Origin of the sequence: Sphingomicrobium sp., from assembly GCA_036563485.1 — a bacterium.
Taxonomy (GTDB): Bacteria; Pseudomonadota; Alphaproteobacteria; order Sphingomonadales; family Sphingomonadaceae; genus Sphingomicrobium.
Genome location: DATCMI010000001.1, coordinates 2,191,064 through 2,209,192, shown reverse-complemented (window position 1 = coordinate 2,209,192; position 18,129 = coordinate 2,191,064). Strand labels below are relative to the sequence as shown.

The window sequence follows — 18,129 nt, the reverse complement described above, 5'->3', positions numbered from 1 at the left end:
GCTTGCAGCGCCAAGCTGTGCAAGCCGCGCGATGAACCCGCTGGCATGTGGGGGGTTAACACTTCTAGCCTCGGGCGTAGTTGAGGACAGGTGGAGTGCGGCAATTGAGTGTGTGGGGGTGGGTAGGTGTTTCAGCGCTGTCGCTGAGCGCGGCTAGCGCGCAGAATTTCCAGAATCGTCCCGTCCACACGGCAGCGCCGAATGTCGCACCGACGCAAATGGCCCAGGCGCAGCCACAGGTCTACCAACGCCCGCTCGTCCAGGCCTCAAGCAGCGACCCTTATGAGCAATGGAAAGCCTATCTGATGGGCCGGGCGCGCTCCGCCGGCGTTCGCGAGGCCACCATCCGGGCGGTGATTCCCGGCCTGCGGCTCAACCAGCGGGTGATGGAGCTCGACCGCGCGCAGCGGCCCACCGGCACCAGCACCGGCTACGCGCCGCCGGCATTCGGCAATTACCTGCAAAAGCACATCACCCGGAACCTGATCGACCGCGGCTACGCGCGCTATTTCAGCCACTGGACGAACCTGTCGCGGATCCAGAGCCTCTATGGCGTCGATCCCGCGGTGATCATCGCCATTTACGGCAAGGAGACGAGCTACGGCACCGTCACCGGCAGCTTCGACCTGCTCGAGGCTCTTGCCAGCCTCGGCTACGAAGGCCGCCGGCGCGAGTTCTTCACCGAGGAGTTCATCGCGGCGCTGAAGCTGCTCGACCGGGGCGTTCAGCGGTGGACGCTCAAGGGCAGCTATGCAGGAGCTACTGGCTATCCGCAGTTCATGCCGACCGTCGCCTTGCGGTTGCGTGCGGATGGCGACGGCGACGGCTATGCCGACATCTGGCGGAACGAGGACGACGCCTTCGCATCGATCGCCAATTACCTGCGCAATGCGGGGTGGAAGCCGAACATCCCGTGGGGCGTGCCGGCGCAAGTGCCGGCCAACCTCAACCGCGCGGCTATCCAGACAAGGATTAACCCGCCCCGCTGCCCGGCGGTCTTCCGCCGCCACAGCCGCTGGCTCACCGTCGCCGAGTGGCGCGCTCTCGGCGTGGTGCCGATGGGCAGCGGCTTGCCGGAAAACGAACTGGCAACGCTGATGGAGACGCCCGGCGCCTACGCACCGGCCTACCTTCTGACCGAGAATTACCGCGCCATCCTCGATTATAATTGTTCGAACTATTACGCGATGTCGATCGGGCTGCTGGCGAACGCAATCGCGCGCCGTTAGACAGGCCGCTTCACGCCTGAATCGGGGGAATCCGCATTTCCATGCCGCGCATCGTCGTTCTTGCCACTACCGCTTCGATCCTCCTCGCAACCAGCGCTCCGGCGGCGGCCCCGCAGTTCGACACGACCGCCAAGGTCGCCTTCCTCTACGACGTGAATTCAGGCGCGGTGCTGTTTGCCAAGAACGCCGACATGCGCATGCCGCCGGCGTCCATGGCCAAGATGATGACGGTCGACGTCGCGTTCGAGCTGATCGACCAGGGCAAGCTGTCGCTGGGCAAGCTGTGCACCGTCCGGCCGGAGACGTGGCAGAAGTGGCACGGACCCGCCGCGGGCTCGACCATGTTCCTCAGCGCCAACGAGCAGGTCAGCGTCGAGAACCTGCTGCACGGCATCGTCACCTTGTCCGGCAATGACGCGTCCGTCGTGCTGGCCGAGTGCATCGCCGGCACCGAGGAGGCGTTCACCGGCCAGATGAACGCGCTCGCCAAGCGCATCGGCCTCACCAATAGCCACTTCGGGACCTCGAACGGATGGCCGGACGAAGGCCGGACCTATGTGACCGCGCGCGACCTCGCGACGCTCGCGGCGTCGGAGATCAGCCGCCATCCCAAGCTCTACAAGAAGTTCTATGGGCAACCGAGCTTCACCTGGGGCAAGACCCTGGGTTCCGGGCAGGACATCACTCAGGCGAATCGCAACCCGATCCTCGGCAAGGTGCCAGGCGCCGACGGGCTGAAGACCGGCCATACGGAAGAGGCAGGCTATGGCTTCACCGGCTCGGCCGAGCAGAACGGCCGCCGCCTGATCGAAGTGCTCGCCGGCATGGGCAGCTGGAACGAGCGGGTGAGCGAGTCGACGCGGCTGATGCAGTGGGGCTTCAACGCCTGGGAGCTCAAGCCGCTGTTCAAGGCCGGCGCGAAGGTCGGCAGCGCCCAGGTCCAGATGGGCAGCGACAGCGAAGTGCAGCTGATCGCGCCGCGCGACTTGTCGGTCACCGTTCCCGCAGGCCTGGCGACGGGCACCACCAGCATGAAGGTCCGCTATGACGGCCCGCTCGTGGCGCCGATCAAGAAGGGCCAGGAAGTTGCCCAGCTGGTGATCACCACCGGCGATACGCCGCCGCAGGTGGTGCCGCTGGTCGCCGCGGAGGACGTCGGCCGCGCCGGCTTCTTCGGCCGCATCTGGCTGGGGCTCAAGTCGCTCTTCGGGATGGCGTGACGGCCCGCGGCCGTTTCATCAGCCTCGAAGGCGGGGAGGGGGTCGGTAAGTCGACCCAGGTGAAGGCGCTCGCGAATGCTTTGGCGGCGCGCGGCATCGACGTGCTGGTCACGCGCGAGCCCGGCGGCAGCGAAGGCGCCGAGAAGATCCGCGAACTGCTGCTTTCTGGGGCCGAGGACCGCTGGGGCGCACGCGCGGAGGCACTGCTGTTCGCGGTCGCCCGCGCAGATCATGTGGATAAGACAATCCGGCCCGCGCTCGACAGCGGCCGCTGGGTGCTTTGCGACCGTTTCCTCGACAGCTCGCTTGCGTATCAGGGCGGCGCGGGCGGACTGGGGATCGACAAGGTCCGGAGCATCAACGAGTTCGGGCTCGACGGCTGCTTGCCGGACCGGACGCTCGTGCTGGCGCTCGCCGAAGGCGGCGCTCGGGCGCGCGCGCGCGACAACGAGCTGAGCGACCGCATCGGCGGCCGCCCGGAAAGCTATCACCAGAACGTCGACCTCGCTTTCCGCGAGATCGCGTCGCTGGAGGCTGATCGGGTCCGGATCATCGACGCGTCCGGCTCGCCTGAAGAGGTCACGACCCGGCTCCTCGACGCGATCGCGGACCTGCTACCGTGATCGTCGGGCAGGACAAAGCGGTCGCGCAGTTCGCGGCCGCCTGGGCCACGGGCAAACTGCACCACGCCTGGCTGCTCGCCGGGCCACGCGGCGTCGGAAAAGCCACCTTCGCTCACCAGGCAGCGCGCCGTGTTCTCGCCGATGGTGCCGGACCGGCGGTGCAGCTATCGGGCATTGCCAGTCCCGACGAGCACCCGATCGTCAAGCTGGTGGAGGCCGGCAGCCATCCCGACATGCGGTGGCTCGAACGCCTGACCAACGAGAAGACCGGCAACGTCAACCGCAACATCAAGGTCGATCAGGTTCGTGAGCTTGGCGAGTTCATGGGCATGACCGCGGCGCTCTCGCCCTGGCGCGTGGCGGTGATCGACAGCGTCGACGATCTGGAGGCTTCGGCCGCCAACGCCCTCCTCAAGATGCTCGAGGAGCCGCCGCCGAACACCTTGTTCTTCCTCGTCAGCCATGCGCCTGGAAGGCTCCTGCCGACCATCCGCTCGCGCTGCCGCCGCCTGCAGTTCGAGCTGCTCGCTGATGACGCCATGACGTCAATCCTCGACGTTCAGTCGCCGGACCTCAGCGATGCCGAACGCAAGCGGATCGTCGCCATGTCGTTCGGCTCGGCCGGGCGTGCGCTTGCTGTGGCCGAGCTCGGGCTCGCCAAGCTGGAAGAGGCAGCGGTTGCCATCCTTCGCCAAGGCGATCCGACCAACGAGCGTCGCGCCGAACTCGCCCAGGAGCTGAGCAAGAAAGGCGCGGCCGAGCGCTATGCGGCTTTCCTCGAGCTCGCACCGGCGTTGATCGCCCGCGAAGCTCGCGGCCTTCAGGGGCCGCCGCTCGCTCGCGCTCTGGAGGCTTATGCGAAGACCCGCGAGCTTGCCGCCATTGCACCCCGCGTTTCGCTGGAGGCGGGCGCGACGGTGTTCCAGATTGCTGGCTACCTCGCCGACGTGCCCGGCCGGAGTGAGTTGAAGCGCTAGAGGCGGACGGCTAGGGCGCTGGCACATGGCCGAGCCCTTCTACATCACCACCGCGATCAGCTATCCGAACGGCCCGCCGCACATCGGCCATGCCTATGAAGCCATCGCCGCCGACGCGATCGCCCGCTTCCAGCGCTCGCAAGGCCGCGACGTGCGTTTCCAGACGGGAACGGACGAGCATGGCCTCAAAATGGCCCAGGCGGCGCGCGCCAAGGGGGTCGAGCCCCGCGCCTTCGCAACAGAAATGTCGCAGCTTTTCCAGGAGATGTGCGACAGACTTAACATCTCCTACGATCGCTTCATCCGTACGTCGGAGGCCGACCATTATCGCGCCAGCCAGGCGATCTGGAAGGCGATGGAGGAGAGGGGGGACCTCTACCTGGACCGCTACGAAGGCTGGTACTCGGTCCGCGACGAGGCTTATTACGAAGAGGACGAGCTGACCCCGGGCGAGGACGGGACCAAATTGTCGCCGCAAGGTACGCCCGTCGAATGGACGGTTGAGGAAAGCTGGTTCTTCCGCCTCTCCAAGTACCAGCAGCCGCTCCTCGACCTCTATGCGTCGAACCGCGACTTCATCCAGCCTGACAGCCGCCGCAACGAGGTCGTCCGCTTCGTCGAAGGCGGCCTCAAGGACCTCAGCATCTCACGCACGAGCTTCGACTGGGGTGTTCCGGTGCCGGGCAGCGACAATCACGTCATGTACGTGTGGCTCGACGCGCTGACCAACTACATCACCGGCCTCGGCTACCCCGACGATAGCGAGCTCTGGCGCCGCTACTGGCCGGCTGACGTCCACATGATCGGCAAGGATGTGGTCCGCTTCCATGCCGTTTACTGGCCGGCCTTCCTGATGTCGGCGGGCATCGAGGTTCCGCGCCAGGTCTACGGCCACGGTTTCCTGCTCAGCCGCGGCGAGAAGATGTCGAAGAGCGTCGGCAATGTCGTCGATCCGATCGCGCTTGCCGACCGCTTCGGGGTGGATGCTTTACGCTACTTCCTGCTCCGCGAGGTCACCTTCGGGCAGGACGGAAGCTATAGCGCCGAAGCCATTGTCAGCCGCGCCAATGCGGAGCTTGCGAACAGCTTCGGCAATCTGGCGCAGCGCACATTGTCGATGGTCTTCAAGAATTTGGACGGCATTCTTCCTGCTGTCGGTGAAGACGAAGCGGACCGCGAGCTGCTCACTGAGGTCCGCAAGGCCTGTCGGGACGAGGTGCCGCAGGCATTCGAGCGCTTTGCTTTTTCTGTTGGGCTCGAAGCGTGGATGCGGGCCGTGTTCGCCTGCAACTTTTATGTCGATGCGCAGGCGCCGTGGGCGCTTCGCAAGACCGATCCGGAGCGCATGGCTGCAGTGCTCGGGACGCTCGTGGCCGCGGTGCGTGAGCTTAGCCTGGCAGTCGCTCCCATCATCCCGGCATCGGCCGAGAAGCTGATAGCAGCGATCGACGCCGGCGAGGGCGGAACGCCGATCGCGCAGCCGACACCATTGTTCCCGCGCCTCGAACTAGAGGAAGAGGAGGCGGCGTGAGGCTGATCGATAGCCACTGCCACCTGAACTACGAGGGCCTGGTGGAGCGGCAAAGCGAGGTCCTGGCCAGCGCACGGGAACGTGGCGTCAGCGGCTTCCTCAACATTTCGACCCGTCAGTGCGAATGGAAGGACATCGTCGCCGTGGCCGAGCGGGAGCCGGACGTCTGGGCCAGCGTCGGTGTCCATCCGCACGAGGCGGACGCTCATCCGGATCTCGGCGCTTCCGCCCTGGTCGATGCCGCGCAGCATCCGCGTGTGATCGCCATCGGCGAGTGCGGTCTCGACTATTATTACGACAAGTCGGACCGTGACGCACAGCGCGAGCGATTCCAGGCGCATATCGACGCGGCGCGCGAGACCGGGCTGCCGCTGGTCATTCACACCCGCGACGCCGAAGCCGACACGGCGGAGATCCTCGAAGCTGCGGTGAAGGAGGGGGGCGTGACCGGGGTCCTCCATTGTTTCACCGGCTCCGCGCAGCTGGCGCGCAAGGGGCTCGACCTGGGCTTCTATGTGTCCCTTTCCGGCATCGTGACGTTCAAGAACGCGGCCGACCTGCAGGACACGGCCAAGTGGCTCCCGGCTGACCAGATGCTGGTCGAAACGGACGCGCCGTTCCTCGCGCCCGTGCCGCATCGCGGCAAGAAGTGCGAGCCGGCGTTCGTGGCCGACACTGCCGCCTTTGTCGCGGAGCTGCGCGGGGAGGAGACTGAGGCGCTCGCCGAGCGTACGACCGACAATTTCTTCAAGCTGTTCAGCAAAGTCGGGCAATAACTTGAAGGTCCGGATCCTCGGTTGCGGGACTTCGACCGGCGTTCCGAAGATCGGCAATGAATGGGGCGAATGCGATCCCGCGGAGCCGCGCAACCATCGCCTGAGGTCGTCCATTCTCGTGGAAAGCGGCGGCGAGCGAATGCTCGTCGACTGCGGGCCGGACCTTCGCCAGCAACTCCTCGCAGCCCGAGTGAACCGGCTCGATGGCGTCATTGTAACCCACACGCACGGCGACCATTGCCACGGCCTCGATGAGTTGAGGCCCGTGTCACAGGCAATCGGTGGCCCGGTGCCGCTCTACGCCCGCGCCGCCGACCTGGACGAACTGAAGCAGCGCTTCGGCTATGCGTTCAACCGCTCGGACTTTTATCGGCCCATTGCGGAAGCGCGGGAAATCTCCGGCGAGCTCAGGCTGGGCGACGCCCGCGTGCGCTTTGTCGAGCAGCCGCATGGCGGTCCGACTTCGCTCGGCATCCGCTTTGACGAGGATGGCCACTCGGTTGTGTACGCCATCGATTACAGCGACTTAACGGACGATATGGCGGCGCTGTATGAAGGCGCGGACGTGTGGATTTCCGATTGCCTGACCCGTCGCCCGCATCCGACGCACGCCCATCTCGACGCCGTGCTCAGCTGGGCTCGCGAGTTGAAGGTTGGGCAGGTCTACCTCGTCCACATGGGCAACGGCCTCGACTACCAGACCTTGGTCGCGGAGCTGCCGGACTGGGCCGCGCCGGCTTATGACGGGCTGGAGATCGGCTGATGTTCTCCAGCGACCTCATGGCCGGCACGGTTTACATCCTGATGGCTGTGATGCTGGTGCTCGGTTCGCTGATGGCGCGGCGTGAGCCGGCGGCGAAGATGCTGAAGATGGCGCTCGCTTGGGTCGTGATCTTTGCCGCCGGCTTCGTGCTGTTCACGTTTCGCGACAATTTTGGCTGGGTTTTCCAGCGCCTGAAGGCTGAGGCGGTCGGCACGCCGGTGACCGACGGCAAGGAAACCAGAATCCCGATGGCAGTGGACGGACATTTCTGGGTCGACGCCAAGGTCAATGGCGAGGACGTCCGATTCCTGGTCGACAGCGGTGCCACCATGACGACGATCGGGCGAAGCACTGCGCGCCGTGCTGGCGTCGACGTCGCGTCCAAGGCCAACGCGTTCGTGCGGACCGGGAATGGCGTCATCAAGGTGTCGAGAGGCCGCGCGGACGAGATCAGCGTCGGCGGGATCGCTCGACGGGACGTTGGCCTTCAGGTGACGGACAACGAAGATTTGAACGTCTTAGGCATGAACTTTCTGTCGACCTTGAGCCGGTGGGGCGTAGAGGGCCGCTGGCTGATCCTGACGTCCTGATCTATGCGGTACTTTACATAATGCATATTATCATACTTACAGATTACCCGAGCAGAGGGGCCCCCGATGTCGCTTGAACGGCTCGTGGCGATCATGAAGCGCTTGCGCGATCCGGAGACGGGCTGCGAATGGGACCGCGAGCAGAACTTTGCGACGATCGCGCCCTACACGATCGAAGAAGCTTATGAGGTCGCCGACGCGATCGAGCGCAGCGACATGGATGCGCTTGCCGACGAACTCGGCGATCTGCAGCTGCAGGTCGTCTTTCACGCGCAAATGGCCGAGGAAGCGGGCCAGTTCACGCTGCAGGACGTGCTGACGCGCATCTCCGACAAGCTGGAGCGGCGCCACCCGCACATCTTCGGCGATGCCGAGCACAGCCCAAGCTGGGAGGAAATCAAGGCCGCGGAGCGTCAGAAGTCGCCGGACGGCAGCGCGCTTGCCGGTGTCGCGCTCGCCTTGCCGGCGCTGGAACGAGCAATGAAGCTCCAGCGCCGCGCCGCCAGAACCGGTTTCGACTGGCCCGATCCTTCAGGGCCACGCGCCAAGATCGACGAAGAATTGGCCGAGCTTGAGGCGGAGAGCGATCCGGCTCGCATGCAGGAAGAACTCGGCGACCTTTTGTTCGCCGTGGTCAACCTCGCACGGCATCTCAACATCGAACCGGAAGCCGCTCTTCGGCAGGCTAATGCGAAGTTCGAAAAGCGCTTCCGGGCGATCGAGACGGCACCGGGCTTTTCCGGCATGACGCTGGACCAGATGGAAGAGCTATGGACGGCCGCGAAGGAGGATCAGGCGGATTCGAGCGCCTGAAAGCGCGCCCAGTTCTCGGGTGACAGCCGAACCGAAAGCTCGATTTCGCTATCTTCGACCTGCTGATCGATGACCTCGCCTCGCGAATGCAGCCAGGCGATCCGGCTGCCGTCGCTCGCCGCGATGCGGATGCGGTGCACCTGCTCGCCGCTCCTCAACCCCTCGGCGAGCCGCTCGCGCAGCTCATCCAGGCCTTCGCCAGTCACTGCGGAGATCGGCACGACATCCTCGCGGCGGCGAGCTTCTTCCGTCAGCCGCTCGCGATCCTCTTCGGAAAGCAGATCGACCTTGTTCCAGGCTTCGATGCGCGGTGGAGCCCCCTCCTCTGCAAGCCCGAGTGACGCCAAGACGTCATCCACGTCGTCGCGCTGCGCTTCTGTATCCGGATGCGCCATGTTCCTGACGTGGACCAGCAAGTCGGCCGACGCGACCTCTTCGAGAGTCGCGCGAAACGCAGCGATGAGCTCCGTCGGCAGGTCGGAAACGAACCCGACCGTGTCGGACAAGATGACCTTGTCGAAACCCGGCAGGCGAATGTCGCGCATCGTCGGGTCAAGCGTGGCGAACAGCAGGTTCTCGGCGAATACATCTTCGCCGGTCAGCCGGTTGAACAGCGTCGATTTGCCCGCGTTCGTATAGCCGACCAGCGCGATCACCGGCCACGGCGCGCGCTGCCGGCGGTCACGGTGCAGCGTGCGCGTGCGCTTCACCTGATCGAGTTCGCGGCGGATTTTCGCCATTCGATCGCGGATCATCCGCCGGTCGGCCTCGATCTGCGTTTCGCCCGGACCGCCGAGGAAGCCGAAGCCACCGCGCTGCCGTTCGAGGTGGGTCCAGCTCCGCACCAGGCGTCCGGCCTGGTAGTCGAGATGCGCCAATTCCACCTGCAGCCGCCCTTCCGCGGTTGCGGCGCGTTCGCCGAAGATTTCGAGGATCAGCCCCGTTCGGTCGATGACCTTGGTGCCGGCTTCGGTCTCCAAATTCTTCTGCTGGATCGGCGTCAGCGCCGCATCGACGATCAGCAAATGGGCATCATTCTCCTTCGCAAGCGCGGCGATCTCCTCGACTTGCCCCTTCCCGAGCAAGGTCGCGGGCCGGACGGTGCGAACGCGCAGGGCCCGTGACCCGACCACGTCGATACCGATCGCTTCGGCGAGCCCCGCGGCTTCCTCCACGCGCGCCTCGGCGGACCGCCGCGCACCTTCACGCGGCAGCTCCGGCACGGCGATAATCGCCTTTTCGCCCCTTGCGACCTCGATCGCGCCATTACCGTCAAAGCTGTTCAGGACTGAGTTTCCTCTTCTTGATCCGGCCCCTCACCCTCGGCTTCGCCGCCGAGTTTCAGCGGATGCGCCGGTTGAAGGGTCGAAATCGCATGTTTGTACACCAGCTGCACCTGGCCGCCGCGTTCGAGAAGCAGGCTGAACTGATCGAAGCCGGTGACGGATCCCTGCAACATGACGCCGTTGACCAGGAACAAGGTCATCCGCTCGCCGTCGCGGCTCGCCGCTTGCAGGAACAGGTCCTGGAGCTGCGCCTTTCCGCCGCCAGGCACATCCATCGTAGGCACGAGGTCGGGCGGAGGCTGCGACGGCATGATCGTCGAAATCGAATGCTTGTAGACCAGCTGCGCATTGCCGTCGCGGCGAACCAGCAGCGAGAAAGCGTCGAACCAGGTGATCACCCCCTGGAGCTTCACGCCCTTGACGAGGAAGATGGTGACCGGAAGCTTGGCGCGCCGGACGCTGTTGAGGAAATGATCCTGCAAACTGAGCGGCCGCACTGCCATAAGCTTCGATCCTACTCCTCTCCCTCCTTCTTCTCGCCGATACCGAGGGCTTTAAGCTTCCGGTGCAAGGCCGAACGCTCCATGCCGATGAACGACGCGGTGCGGGAGATGTTGCCGGAAAAGCGCCGGATCTGGATTTTCAGATATTCGCGCTCGAACGATTCCCGGGCTTCACGAAGCGGGCTGCCCATGATCGCCATGGTCGTCGACGCTCCGCCCATCGCATTGTGGCTATCGATGATCTCGGGCGGCAGCAGGTCCACCTCGATGCACGACACCCGGTCGCCCGGCGCAAGGATCAGTGTTCGCTCAATAATGTTCCGCAGCTGCCGGACATTGCCGGGCCAATCGTGCGCTTGGAGGGCCGCCATTGCTTCCGCCGAGATTGTCGGCGGCGGCATCCGCCGCTCGGCGGCGAAGCGCGCCAAGAAGTGGCTGACGAGCTCAGGAATGTCCTCGCGCCTTTCGCGCAGCGGAGGCAGCCGCACCGGCACGACATTGAGGCGATAGTAGAGGTCTTCGCGGAAGCGGCCGGCGTTTATCTCCTCCTGCAGGTTGCGCGACGTCGCCGAAAGCACGCGGACGTCCACGCGCACGGGCCGCTGGCCCCCGACACGATGGTAGCTCTGGTCGGTGAGCACCCGCAGGATCTTCGCTTGGGTTGTCGGGGGCATGTCGGCGATCTCGTCAAGGAACAGGGTGCCGCCATGAGCATGCTCGAGCAGGCCCGGCCGCATCGCGCCGCCATCCTCGCTCCCGAACAATTCCTCTTCGACCCGCTCGGGGCTCATCATCGCCGCGGAAAGGACGATGAAGGGCGCGCGCGCCCGCGGACTCCATTGGTGGATCATCCGCGCGGCGATTTCCTTACCCACACCGGGCGGTCCGGAAATCAGCACGCGGCTTCCGGTCGGCGCCACCCGCTTCAAGGTCGCGCGGACCGTGTTGATGGCGATCGAGCTGCCGTGGAGCTGGTCCTCCTGGCCGGCCTGGCGCTTCAGCGCTTCGTTCTCGCGCCGCAAGCGCTCCGTCTCGGTTGCGCGATCGACAAGGTAGATCAGCCGCTCGGCCTCGAACGGCTTTTCGATGAAATCGACGGCCCCTTCCCTGACCGCCGCAACCGCCGTGTCGAGATTGCCGTGGCCAGAAATCATCAGCACCGGGATCGTCGAATCCCGCCGCTTGATCTCCTGCAGCAGCTGGAGCCCGTCCAGCTTCGACCCCTGCAGCCACACGTCGAGCAGGACCATCGACGGCCGCCGCTCCTCGATGGCGTCGAGAGTGGAATCGCTGTCGGCCGCGGTGCGCACGGCATAGCCTTCGTCCTCGAGCACCCCGGATACGAGCTCGCGGATGTCCGCTTCGTCGTCGACTACCAAAACTTCAAGCGCCATCAGCTCTCCTCGGACCCCTTGCCGCTGTCCTGCGGCTCTTCCTGCCCCGGCTCATTGGCCAGCGACGTCAGCCTCGCGGCATCGAACGACATGCGGACGTGAGTCCCTCCTCCCGCCCGGTCGAGAAAGGCGATCTCGCCCAGATGTTCCTCGACGATCTTTTTGACGATCGCGAGGCCGAGCCCGGTGCCGCGCACCCGCGTCGTCATGTACGGCTCGGTGATGCGCTCGCGGTCCTCGGGCAGCCCGACGCCGGTGTCGAGCACATCGACGATCAGCAGCCCGTCGGACTGCCGAAGCTTCACGTCGACGCGGTCGCCGGCAAGGCTATGCTCACCGCGATTCCTTCGACTTTCAATCGCTTCCACGGCGTTCTTGACGACATTCGTCAGCGCCTGGGAAAGCTGACGCCGGTCGCAGACCATGCGGAACTCGCCGGTTTGCGGCTCGATCGAGAAGGTTACTGCGGGATGGGCCACCTCATGCAGGAACAAGGCCTGGCGGGCGATATCGTGTACATTCTCCTCGCGGAACACCGGCTTGGGCATGCGGGCGAAGTTGGAGAATTCATCGACCATCCGCCGCAAGTCGCCGACCTGGCGGACGATCGTTCCGGTCAGACGCTCGAACGTCTCCTTGTCGGAGGAGATTTCCGCCGCGAACCGGCGCTGCAGCCGCTCGGCCGCAAGCTGGATAGGAGTCAGCGGGTTCTTGATCTCGTGCGCGATCCGCCGCGCGATATCGGACCAGGCGGCCCTCCGCTGGTCGGTCAGCTGGTCGGTGATGTCATCGAACGTCAACACCGAACCGTCCTGATAGCGCATTCGCTTGACGGCCAGCGTGCGCTGCCCGCCGTCGACGTTCATGAGCACATTCGCCTCGGACTGCTGGCCGCTCATGAACTCTTCGAGCTCCGGCGAAGCCGAACCGAGCGGCTTGCCCTCGATTGGCGTGCCGTGCGCCAGCAGCGTCTCGGCCGAGCGGTTGAGCAGCAGGATTCGGTGCTGCCCGTCGACGGCAAGCACACCCGCGGTGACGCTGGACAGCACGGCTTCGATGAACGCCCGCCGAGTTTCGAGCTGTGTGTTCGCCGACCTCAGCTCGTTGGTCTGCTCCTCCAGGCGGCCAGTCATCTGATTGAACGCCGTCGCGAGCGTCTGCACTTCGTCCTCGGCCCCGGTGACCGGCACGCGCGCGGAGAAGTCGCCGCTTTCAATGCGCCCAGCCGCGCTCACCAACTCACCGACCGGACGCACCAGGCGGTCGGCAAGGCGGAGTGCGGTGAGGATGGCCAGAGCGACGATGACCAGCGACCCGAGAAGCAATGCGATGTTGAACTTCAGCTGGTTAGTCCGCGACTTGGTCAGGAGCGCACGATAATCGCCCAGCACATTGTTCGCCCGCGCAATCTGGCCCGACACTTCCGGGTCCACGCGTCCGACGTACAGATAGGTGTTCGGCAGGCTGCCGAGGCGCGTCAGTACAGCGACACGGCCAGGCGCCTTTGCGTCGACGGTCGCCTCAGCGCCGAGTGTCTGAAGGCGCGCGGCCGCCGCACGGGCCCTGCCGTCGTTCAGTGACAGGCCGTAGCTTCCGCTTGCGACGGCTAGCGTGCGCAACTCCTTGCCCGGCTCCAGGTGAAGAATGACGGCCTCGTTCAGCGATCGCAGATATGTTTGCGCGGCCAGCGCCTCCGACACCCGAGGGTCGTCGATCGGGACCCGGGACAGCCCCTCCGCCATGTTGGCCGCCATGGCCACGCCTTCAGCGCCAACCCGGCCAAGCTCGTAATTGTAGGTCGACTGCGCCACCTCGACCGTGTTCTCGAGCATGTTGCGGGCGCTCTTCGAGAACCAGAACTCGAGACCGCTCTGGAACAGCAGCGAAGCGAAGATGGCGACCAGCACCGTCGGGACGGCAGCAATGGCGGTGAACAGCACGACGAGGCGGATGTGAAGCCGGCCGCTGCCGAGGCCACCCTGCTCCGCACGGCTCAAGGCTACCCGGCGCGCATAAAGCGCCATCAAGGCGCTGGCCGGCAGAAGGATTGCAACGAGCAAGAGTGCGATCAGCGGCGGCGACAGCAGGGCGCCAGGCTCTGCGCTTCGCCCGACCACCATGGCGCTGACGACCAGCATGGCAACCAGGAACAAGGCAACGATGATCGCGACGCGGTCGTAGAAACGGCCGCTCACGCGTTCGCGCTGCAGCCAGCTTTCCTGCCTCGAAGTCACCCGCGATTCGGCCGTGCGCGCGTCCATTCGGTCGCGCCCTAGCACGACCGTTGCATCAACAACACACTTGTATGGTCAGGCGTCAGGTCAGGCCGCGGAGCGCGCAAGCCACGGCGCATAGAAATCCTGCAACAGCCGGATGACGACTGCGGGATCGTCCTGCTGGTTGACCGTGTTGCGGAGTTCCGCGGAGCCGGGCAGGCCCTTGGTGTACCAGCCGATATGCTTGCGCGCGAGATTGACGCCGGTGTGCGTGCCGTAGAGCGACAGCATCTCGTCATATTGCGCGAGCATCGTTTCGAGCTGCTCGTCGAGGCTCGGCTCGGGCCGCTGCGCGCCGCCCATCAGATCGCTCATCACCTGCCCCAGCAGCCACGGGCGCCCGTAAGCACCGCGGCCGATCATCACTCCGTCGGCGCCCGATTGCGCGAGCGCTTCCCGTGCGTCGTCTGTCGAGCAGATGTCGCCGTTGACGATCACCGGCACCGACACGGCTTCCTTGACGCTGCGCACGAACGACCAGTCGGCTTCGCCCTTGTACATCTGGCACCGCGTGCGCCCGTGAATGGTGATCATCTGAACGCCGAGCTCCTCGGCAATCCGCGCGAGCTCCGGCGCATTCAGGCTGTTGTGGTCCCAGCCCATGCGCGTCTTCAGCGTGACGGGCACCTTCACGGCCTTGACGACCGCTTCGATGATCGCCGCCGCGATCCGCAGGTCGCGCATCAGCGCGGAGCCTGCCCAGCCGTTCACGACCTTCTTCACCGGGCAGCCCATGTTGATGTCGATGATCGCGGCGCCGCGCTGCTCGTTCAGCCGCGCCGCTTCAGCCATCACCTGCGGCTCGCAGCCGGCAAGCTGCATCGAGATCGGCTCTTCAGCCGGATCCCACATACATTTCTGCAGCGACTGGCGGGTTTCGCGGACCATCGCCTGGCTGGCGATCATCTCGGTGACCGTCAGGCCGGCGCCGAATTTCTTCACAGCGCGCCGGAACGGCAGATCGGTGACGGCCGTCATCGGCGCCAGGATGACTGGCGACGCGACCTCGACCGGGCCGATCCTGATGGGTTTCAGCGTCTGCATGAGAGGCCGCGGCTTTACAGGAGCGGCCCTTGAGGGGCAAGGCGCGCCCAATGAGCGTCACCGCCCTGATCGTCGCGGCCGGCAAAGGCGAGCGCCTCGGCGGCGGCGTTCCGAAACAATATCGCTCGCTCGGCGGCAAGCCCGTCCTCCGCTGGGCAGTGGAATCACTGATCCGGCACCCCGCTGTGCAGTCCGCGCGGGTCGTGGTCGGCCGCGGGCAGCAGGAGCCGGCCGCTGCGGCGCTCGAGGGCCTCGATGTAGGCACCCTGATCGAGGGTGGCGCCGAGCGCGCTGACTCCGTCCGTGCGGGCCTCGCCCAGGTCGAAGCCGAGGCCGTGCTCGTTCACGACGCGGCGCGGCCGATCTGCCCGCCAGACGTCATCGATCGGCTGATCGCCCGCCTCGAATTCTTCGAAGGCGCGGCGCCGGTGCTTTCAATCGGCGACACGCTTGCGCGGGCACAGGAGACGCTCGGCGATCCTGTCGATCGCAACGAACTAGTACGCGTACAGACTCCGCAGGCCTTTCGCACCGCCGAGCTCAAGTCGGCCTATGCCCAATGGACAGGCCCCTCTCCCACTGACGAAACCACCGTCGTCAGGGCGGCCGGAATGCAGGTTGCCGCCGTGGCCGGCGATGTTTCCCTGGAGAAGCTCACTCACCCCGCTGACTTCGCTCGTGCCGAACAATGGCTCTCGGCCAACCTGATCCCGCGTACTGGCATCGGCTTCGACGTCCACGCCTTCGAAGGCGAAGGCCCGCTGATGCTCGGCGGCATCGGAGTCCCGCACAGCCGCGGGCTGGCAGGGCACAGCGACGCCGACGTCGTCCTCCACGCGATCACCGATGCGCTCCTCGGCGCGGTGGCGCTTGGCGACATCGGCGACCACTTCCCGCCTTCCGACCCGCAGTGGAAGGGCGCCCCCTCGTCCCTGTTCCTGGCCCACGCGGCCGAGCTCGCTCGGCAAAGAGGAGCGATTATCGACCATGTCGATTGTACAGTAATTGCAGAGGCGCCGAAGGTCGGCCCTCACCGGCAGGCCATGCGTGCGCGGGTTGCCGAAATCGCGGGATTGAGCATCGACCAGGTGAGCATCAAGGCGACCACCACGGAAGGCCTCGGCTTCACCGGGCGGCGCGAAGGCATTGCCGCACAGGCGATTGCCAGCATTCGGATGGGGTTGCCCAAGTGAACGACTATCTGCTTCCCGAAGAGCTGGTGCGGAAGGCGCAAGAGGTGATTGAGGCCAACCGCGCCGCCGATCGTCGGATCGCTGTAGCCGAGAGCTGCACCGGCGGGCTGATCAGCGCCGCCCTGACCGAGATCGCGGGATCTTCGGACGTGTTTGAAGCAGGCTATGTAACCTATTCGAATGGCGCGAAAATCGCGCAGCTCAGAGTGTCTCAGGAAGTGGTCGAAACGTTCGGCGCCGTCAGTGTTGCGACGGCCTGGGCGATGGCACGAGGCGCCCTCGCCGCGTCCGGTGCCGATGTTGCGGTCGCCATCACCGGCATTGCCGGGCCAGGCGGCGGCACGCCCGGCAAGCCTGTCGGAACGGTGGTCTTTGCGCTTGCCGAACGCGACGCCGACCCGGCGCGGATCGTCGCCGATCAAAAGCTGTTCGATGAAAAGACCCGCGCCGGGGTCAGGCTTCAGGCGGCGCTCTGCGCGCTCGACTTGCTGATGCCGTAAAGCGCGGCGGCGCGCTGCTCGAACGCATTGGTCATGCGCCTGAGAGCACGGTCGAACATGGCGCCGGCCAGGCTCTCGAAGATCCGCGACTTGAAGGCGAAATCGACCGAGAAGTGGACGTTGGTCCCGCCGTCGTCGGCGGGGTCGAACCGCCACTCGTTATGCAGGAATTTCAGCGGCCCCTCGACATAGTCGACGCAAATGCTGCGCGGCCGGTCCTTCACGACCTTGCTCGTGAAGCGCTCCTTGAAGGCGTTGAAGCCGACGACCAGGTCGGCGATCGTCTCTTTCTCGCTCGACGATCGCACCCGCACCGCGACGACCCACGGCAGGAACTCGTCGTACCGGGCAACATCCGCAACCAGGTCGAACAGCTGCTCCGGCGTATAGGGAAGGTGTTTGGTTTCGCTGTGACGCGGCATCAGCCGTTCGAACGCTCCAGCTGGGCGTTGCGTGCCTCCTGCATCTTCTTGAAATCATCGCCGGCATGATAGCTCGACCGGGTCAGCGGCGACGCCGCGACCAACAGAAAGCCCTTGGCGCGGGCAATCGCCCCATAAGCGTTGAACGCTTGCGGGCTGACGAACTCCTGCACCTTCGCATGCCGCGGCGTCGGCTGAAGATATTGGCCCATGGTCAGGAAATCGATGCCCGCCGAACGCATGTCGTCCATCACCTGGTGGACCTCCATCCGCTCCTCGCCGAGCCCGACCATGACACCCGACTTGGTGAAGATGTGCGGCGCCTTGCGCTTGACGCTCTCGAGCAGGCGCAGCGACGCATAGTAGCGCGCGCCAGGGCGGATCGTCGGATACAGCCGCGGCACGGTCTCGAGATTGTGGTTGTAGACGTCCGGCCCGGCTTCGATGATCGCCTCGACTGCCGCTTCGCTCTTGTTCCGGAAATCCGGCGTCAGGATCTCGATCGTTGTCTGCGGCGTGTTCCGGCGAAGAGCCTGGATCACCTTCACGAACTGCGACGCGCCGCCATCGGGCAGATCGTCGCGGTCCACCGACGTCACGACGATATGTTCAAGGCCCAGCTCTGCGGCCGCGGTGGCGACATGTTCGGGCTCGAGCGGATCGACGGCGCGCGGCATCCCGGTCTTCACGTTGCAGAAGGCGCAGGCCCGCGTGCAGGTGTCGCCGAGGATCATCACCGTCGCGTGCTTCTTGGTCCAGCATTCGCCAATGTTCGGGCACGCCGCTTCCTCGCACACGGTCGCCAGGTTGAGGTCGCGCATCAGCCGCCGCGTGGCGTGATAGGTTTCGCTGACCGGCGCCTTGACGCGAATCCAGTCGGGCTTGCGCTGCTTGGGCGCGGGTACGGCGGCGGGGGCGTTCATGGCGCGGGAGATAGCGATTGCGCTGCCCGCTTGCCACCCCTGCCCTGCTGGCGCTAGCGGCAGCGC

The 18,129-nt window shown here is 65.5% G+C and carries 18 protein-coding genes; 11 read left to right on the top strand and 7 right to left on the bottom strand.

The window, feature by feature from the left end; all coding sequences use genetic code 11:
* Positions 1-218: 218 nt before the first annotated feature.
* The 9 genes from VIL42_11555 (at position 219) to mazG (ending at position 8,522) form a co-directional block, all read left to right on the top strand.
* On the top strand, positions 219-1,229 hold the full coding sequence (locus VIL42_11555; GenBank protein HEY8593480.1) for a lytic murein transglycosylase: 1,011 nt from the start codon (positions 219-221) through the stop codon (positions 1,227-1,229).
* Positions 1,230-1,270: 41 nt separating this feature from the next.
* Positions 1,271-2,449 carry a D-alanyl-D-alanine carboxypeptidase family protein gene (locus VIL42_11550; GenBank protein HEY8593479.1) on the top strand — a complete coding sequence of 393 codons (1,179 nt, stop codon included), beginning with the start codon at positions 1,271-1,273 and terminating at the stop codon, positions 2,447-2,449.
* Positions 2,446-3,072 carry a dTMP kinase gene (tmk, locus tag VIL42_11545; protein ID HEY8593478.1) on the top strand — a complete coding sequence of 209 codons (627 nt, stop codon included), beginning with the start codon at positions 2,446-2,448 and terminating at the stop codon, positions 3,070-3,072. Before VIL42_11550 ends, tmk begins: the two co-directional genes overlap by 4 nt.
* Positions 3,069-4,049, top strand: a complete 981-nt coding sequence (locus VIL42_11540) for a DNA polymerase III subunit delta' (GenBank protein ID HEY8593477.1) — start codon at positions 3,069-3,071, stop codon at positions 4,047-4,049. The genes tmk and VIL42_11540 overlap by 4 nt, the downstream gene beginning before the upstream one ends.
* A 25-nt stretch (positions 4,050-4,074) precedes the next feature.
* Positions 4,075-5,580 (top strand): methionine--tRNA ligase, encoded by a 1,506-nt coding sequence (metG, locus tag VIL42_11535; protein HEY8593476.1) that lies wholly within the window; start codon positions 4,075-4,077, stop codon positions 5,578-5,580.
* Complete coding sequence (locus tag VIL42_11530; protein ID HEY8593475.1) at positions 5,577-6,356, top strand: TatD family hydrolase; 780 nt, start codon at positions 5,577-5,579, stop codon at positions 6,354-6,356. The genes metG and VIL42_11530 overlap by 4 nt, the downstream gene beginning before the upstream one ends.
* Position 6,357: 1 nt before the next feature.
* Positions 6,358-7,119 (top strand): MBL fold metallo-hydrolase, encoded by a 762-nt coding sequence (locus VIL42_11525; protein ID HEY8593474.1) that lies wholly within the window; start codon positions 6,358-6,360, stop codon positions 7,117-7,119.
* Positions 7,119-7,709, top strand: coding sequence for a TIGR02281 family clan AA aspartic protease (locus VIL42_11520; GenBank protein HEY8593473.1), 591 nt, complete (start codon positions 7,119-7,121; stop codon positions 7,707-7,709). The genes VIL42_11525 and VIL42_11520 overlap by 1 nt, the downstream gene beginning before the upstream one ends.
* Positions 7,710-7,775: 66 nt before the next feature.
* Positions 7,776-8,522, top strand: coding sequence for a nucleoside triphosphate pyrophosphohydrolase (mazG, locus tag VIL42_11515; GenBank protein ID HEY8593472.1), 747 nt, complete (start codon positions 7,776-7,778; stop codon positions 8,520-8,522).
* Here mazG and hflX read toward each other — a convergent pair.
* The 5 genes from hflX to dusB are packed head-to-tail and all read right to left on the bottom strand — an operon-like array spanning position 8,501 to position 15,025.
* Positions 8,501-9,808, bottom strand: a complete 1,308-nt coding sequence (hflX, locus tag VIL42_11510; protein HEY8593471.1) for a GTPase HflX — start codon at positions 9,806-9,808, stop codon at positions 8,501-8,503. The genes mazG and hflX overlap by 22 nt on opposite strands.
* Positions 9,805-10,311, bottom strand: a complete 507-nt coding sequence (gene hfq / locus VIL42_11505; protein ID HEY8593470.1) for an RNA chaperone Hfq — start codon at positions 10,309-10,311, stop codon at positions 9,805-9,807. Before hfq ends, hflX begins: the two co-directional genes overlap by 4 nt.
* An 11-nt stretch (positions 10,312-10,322) precedes the next feature.
* Complete coding sequence (locus VIL42_11500) at positions 10,323-11,705, bottom strand: sigma-54 dependent transcriptional regulator (protein HEY8593469.1); 1,383 nt, start codon at positions 11,703-11,705, stop codon at positions 10,323-10,325.
* On the bottom strand, positions 11,705-13,966 hold the full coding sequence (locus VIL42_11495) for an ATP-binding protein (GenBank protein ID HEY8593468.1): 2,262 nt from the start codon (positions 13,964-13,966) through the stop codon (positions 11,705-11,707). Before VIL42_11495 ends, VIL42_11500 begins: the two co-directional genes overlap by 1 nt.
* A gap of 60 nt (positions 13,967-14,026) precedes the next feature.
* Positions 14,027-15,025, bottom strand: a complete 999-nt coding sequence (gene dusB, locus VIL42_11490) for a tRNA dihydrouridine synthase DusB (protein ID HEY8593467.1) — start codon at positions 15,023-15,025, stop codon at positions 14,027-14,029.
* A gap of 50 nt (positions 15,026-15,075) precedes the next feature.
* Here dusB and VIL42_11485 point away from each other — a divergent pair, with 50 nt between their 5' ends.
* Both VIL42_11485 and VIL42_11480 read left to right on the top strand, forming a co-directional pair.
* Positions 15,076-16,218, top strand: coding sequence for a bifunctional 2-C-methyl-D-erythritol 4-phosphate cytidylyltransferase/2-C-methyl-D-erythritol 2,4-cyclodiphosphate synthase (locus VIL42_11485; GenBank protein ID HEY8593466.1), 1,143 nt, complete (start codon positions 15,076-15,078; stop codon positions 16,216-16,218).
* Positions 16,215-16,718, top strand: coding sequence for a CinA family protein (locus VIL42_11480; GenBank protein HEY8593465.1), 504 nt, complete (start codon positions 16,215-16,217; stop codon positions 16,716-16,718). The genes VIL42_11485 and VIL42_11480 overlap by 4 nt, the downstream gene beginning before the upstream one ends.
* Here VIL42_11480 and VIL42_11475 read toward each other — a convergent pair.
* Together VIL42_11475 and lipA are read right to left on the bottom strand one after the other, a co-directional pair.
* Positions 16,679-17,140: a type II toxin-antitoxin system RatA family toxin gene (locus VIL42_11475; GenBank protein HEY8593464.1), complete on the bottom strand. Its 462-nt coding sequence runs from the start codon at positions 17,138-17,140 to the stop codon at positions 16,679-16,681. The genes VIL42_11480 and VIL42_11475 overlap by 40 nt on opposite strands.
* The gene (gene lipA / locus VIL42_11470; protein HEY8593463.1) at positions 17,140-18,063 is read right to left on the bottom strand and encodes a lipoyl synthase; all 924 of its coding nucleotides are present in this window, start codon (positions 18,061-18,063) and stop codon (positions 17,140-17,142) included. The genes VIL42_11475 and lipA overlap by 1 nt, the downstream gene beginning before the upstream one ends.
* Positions 18,064-18,129: the final 66 nt, after the last annotated feature.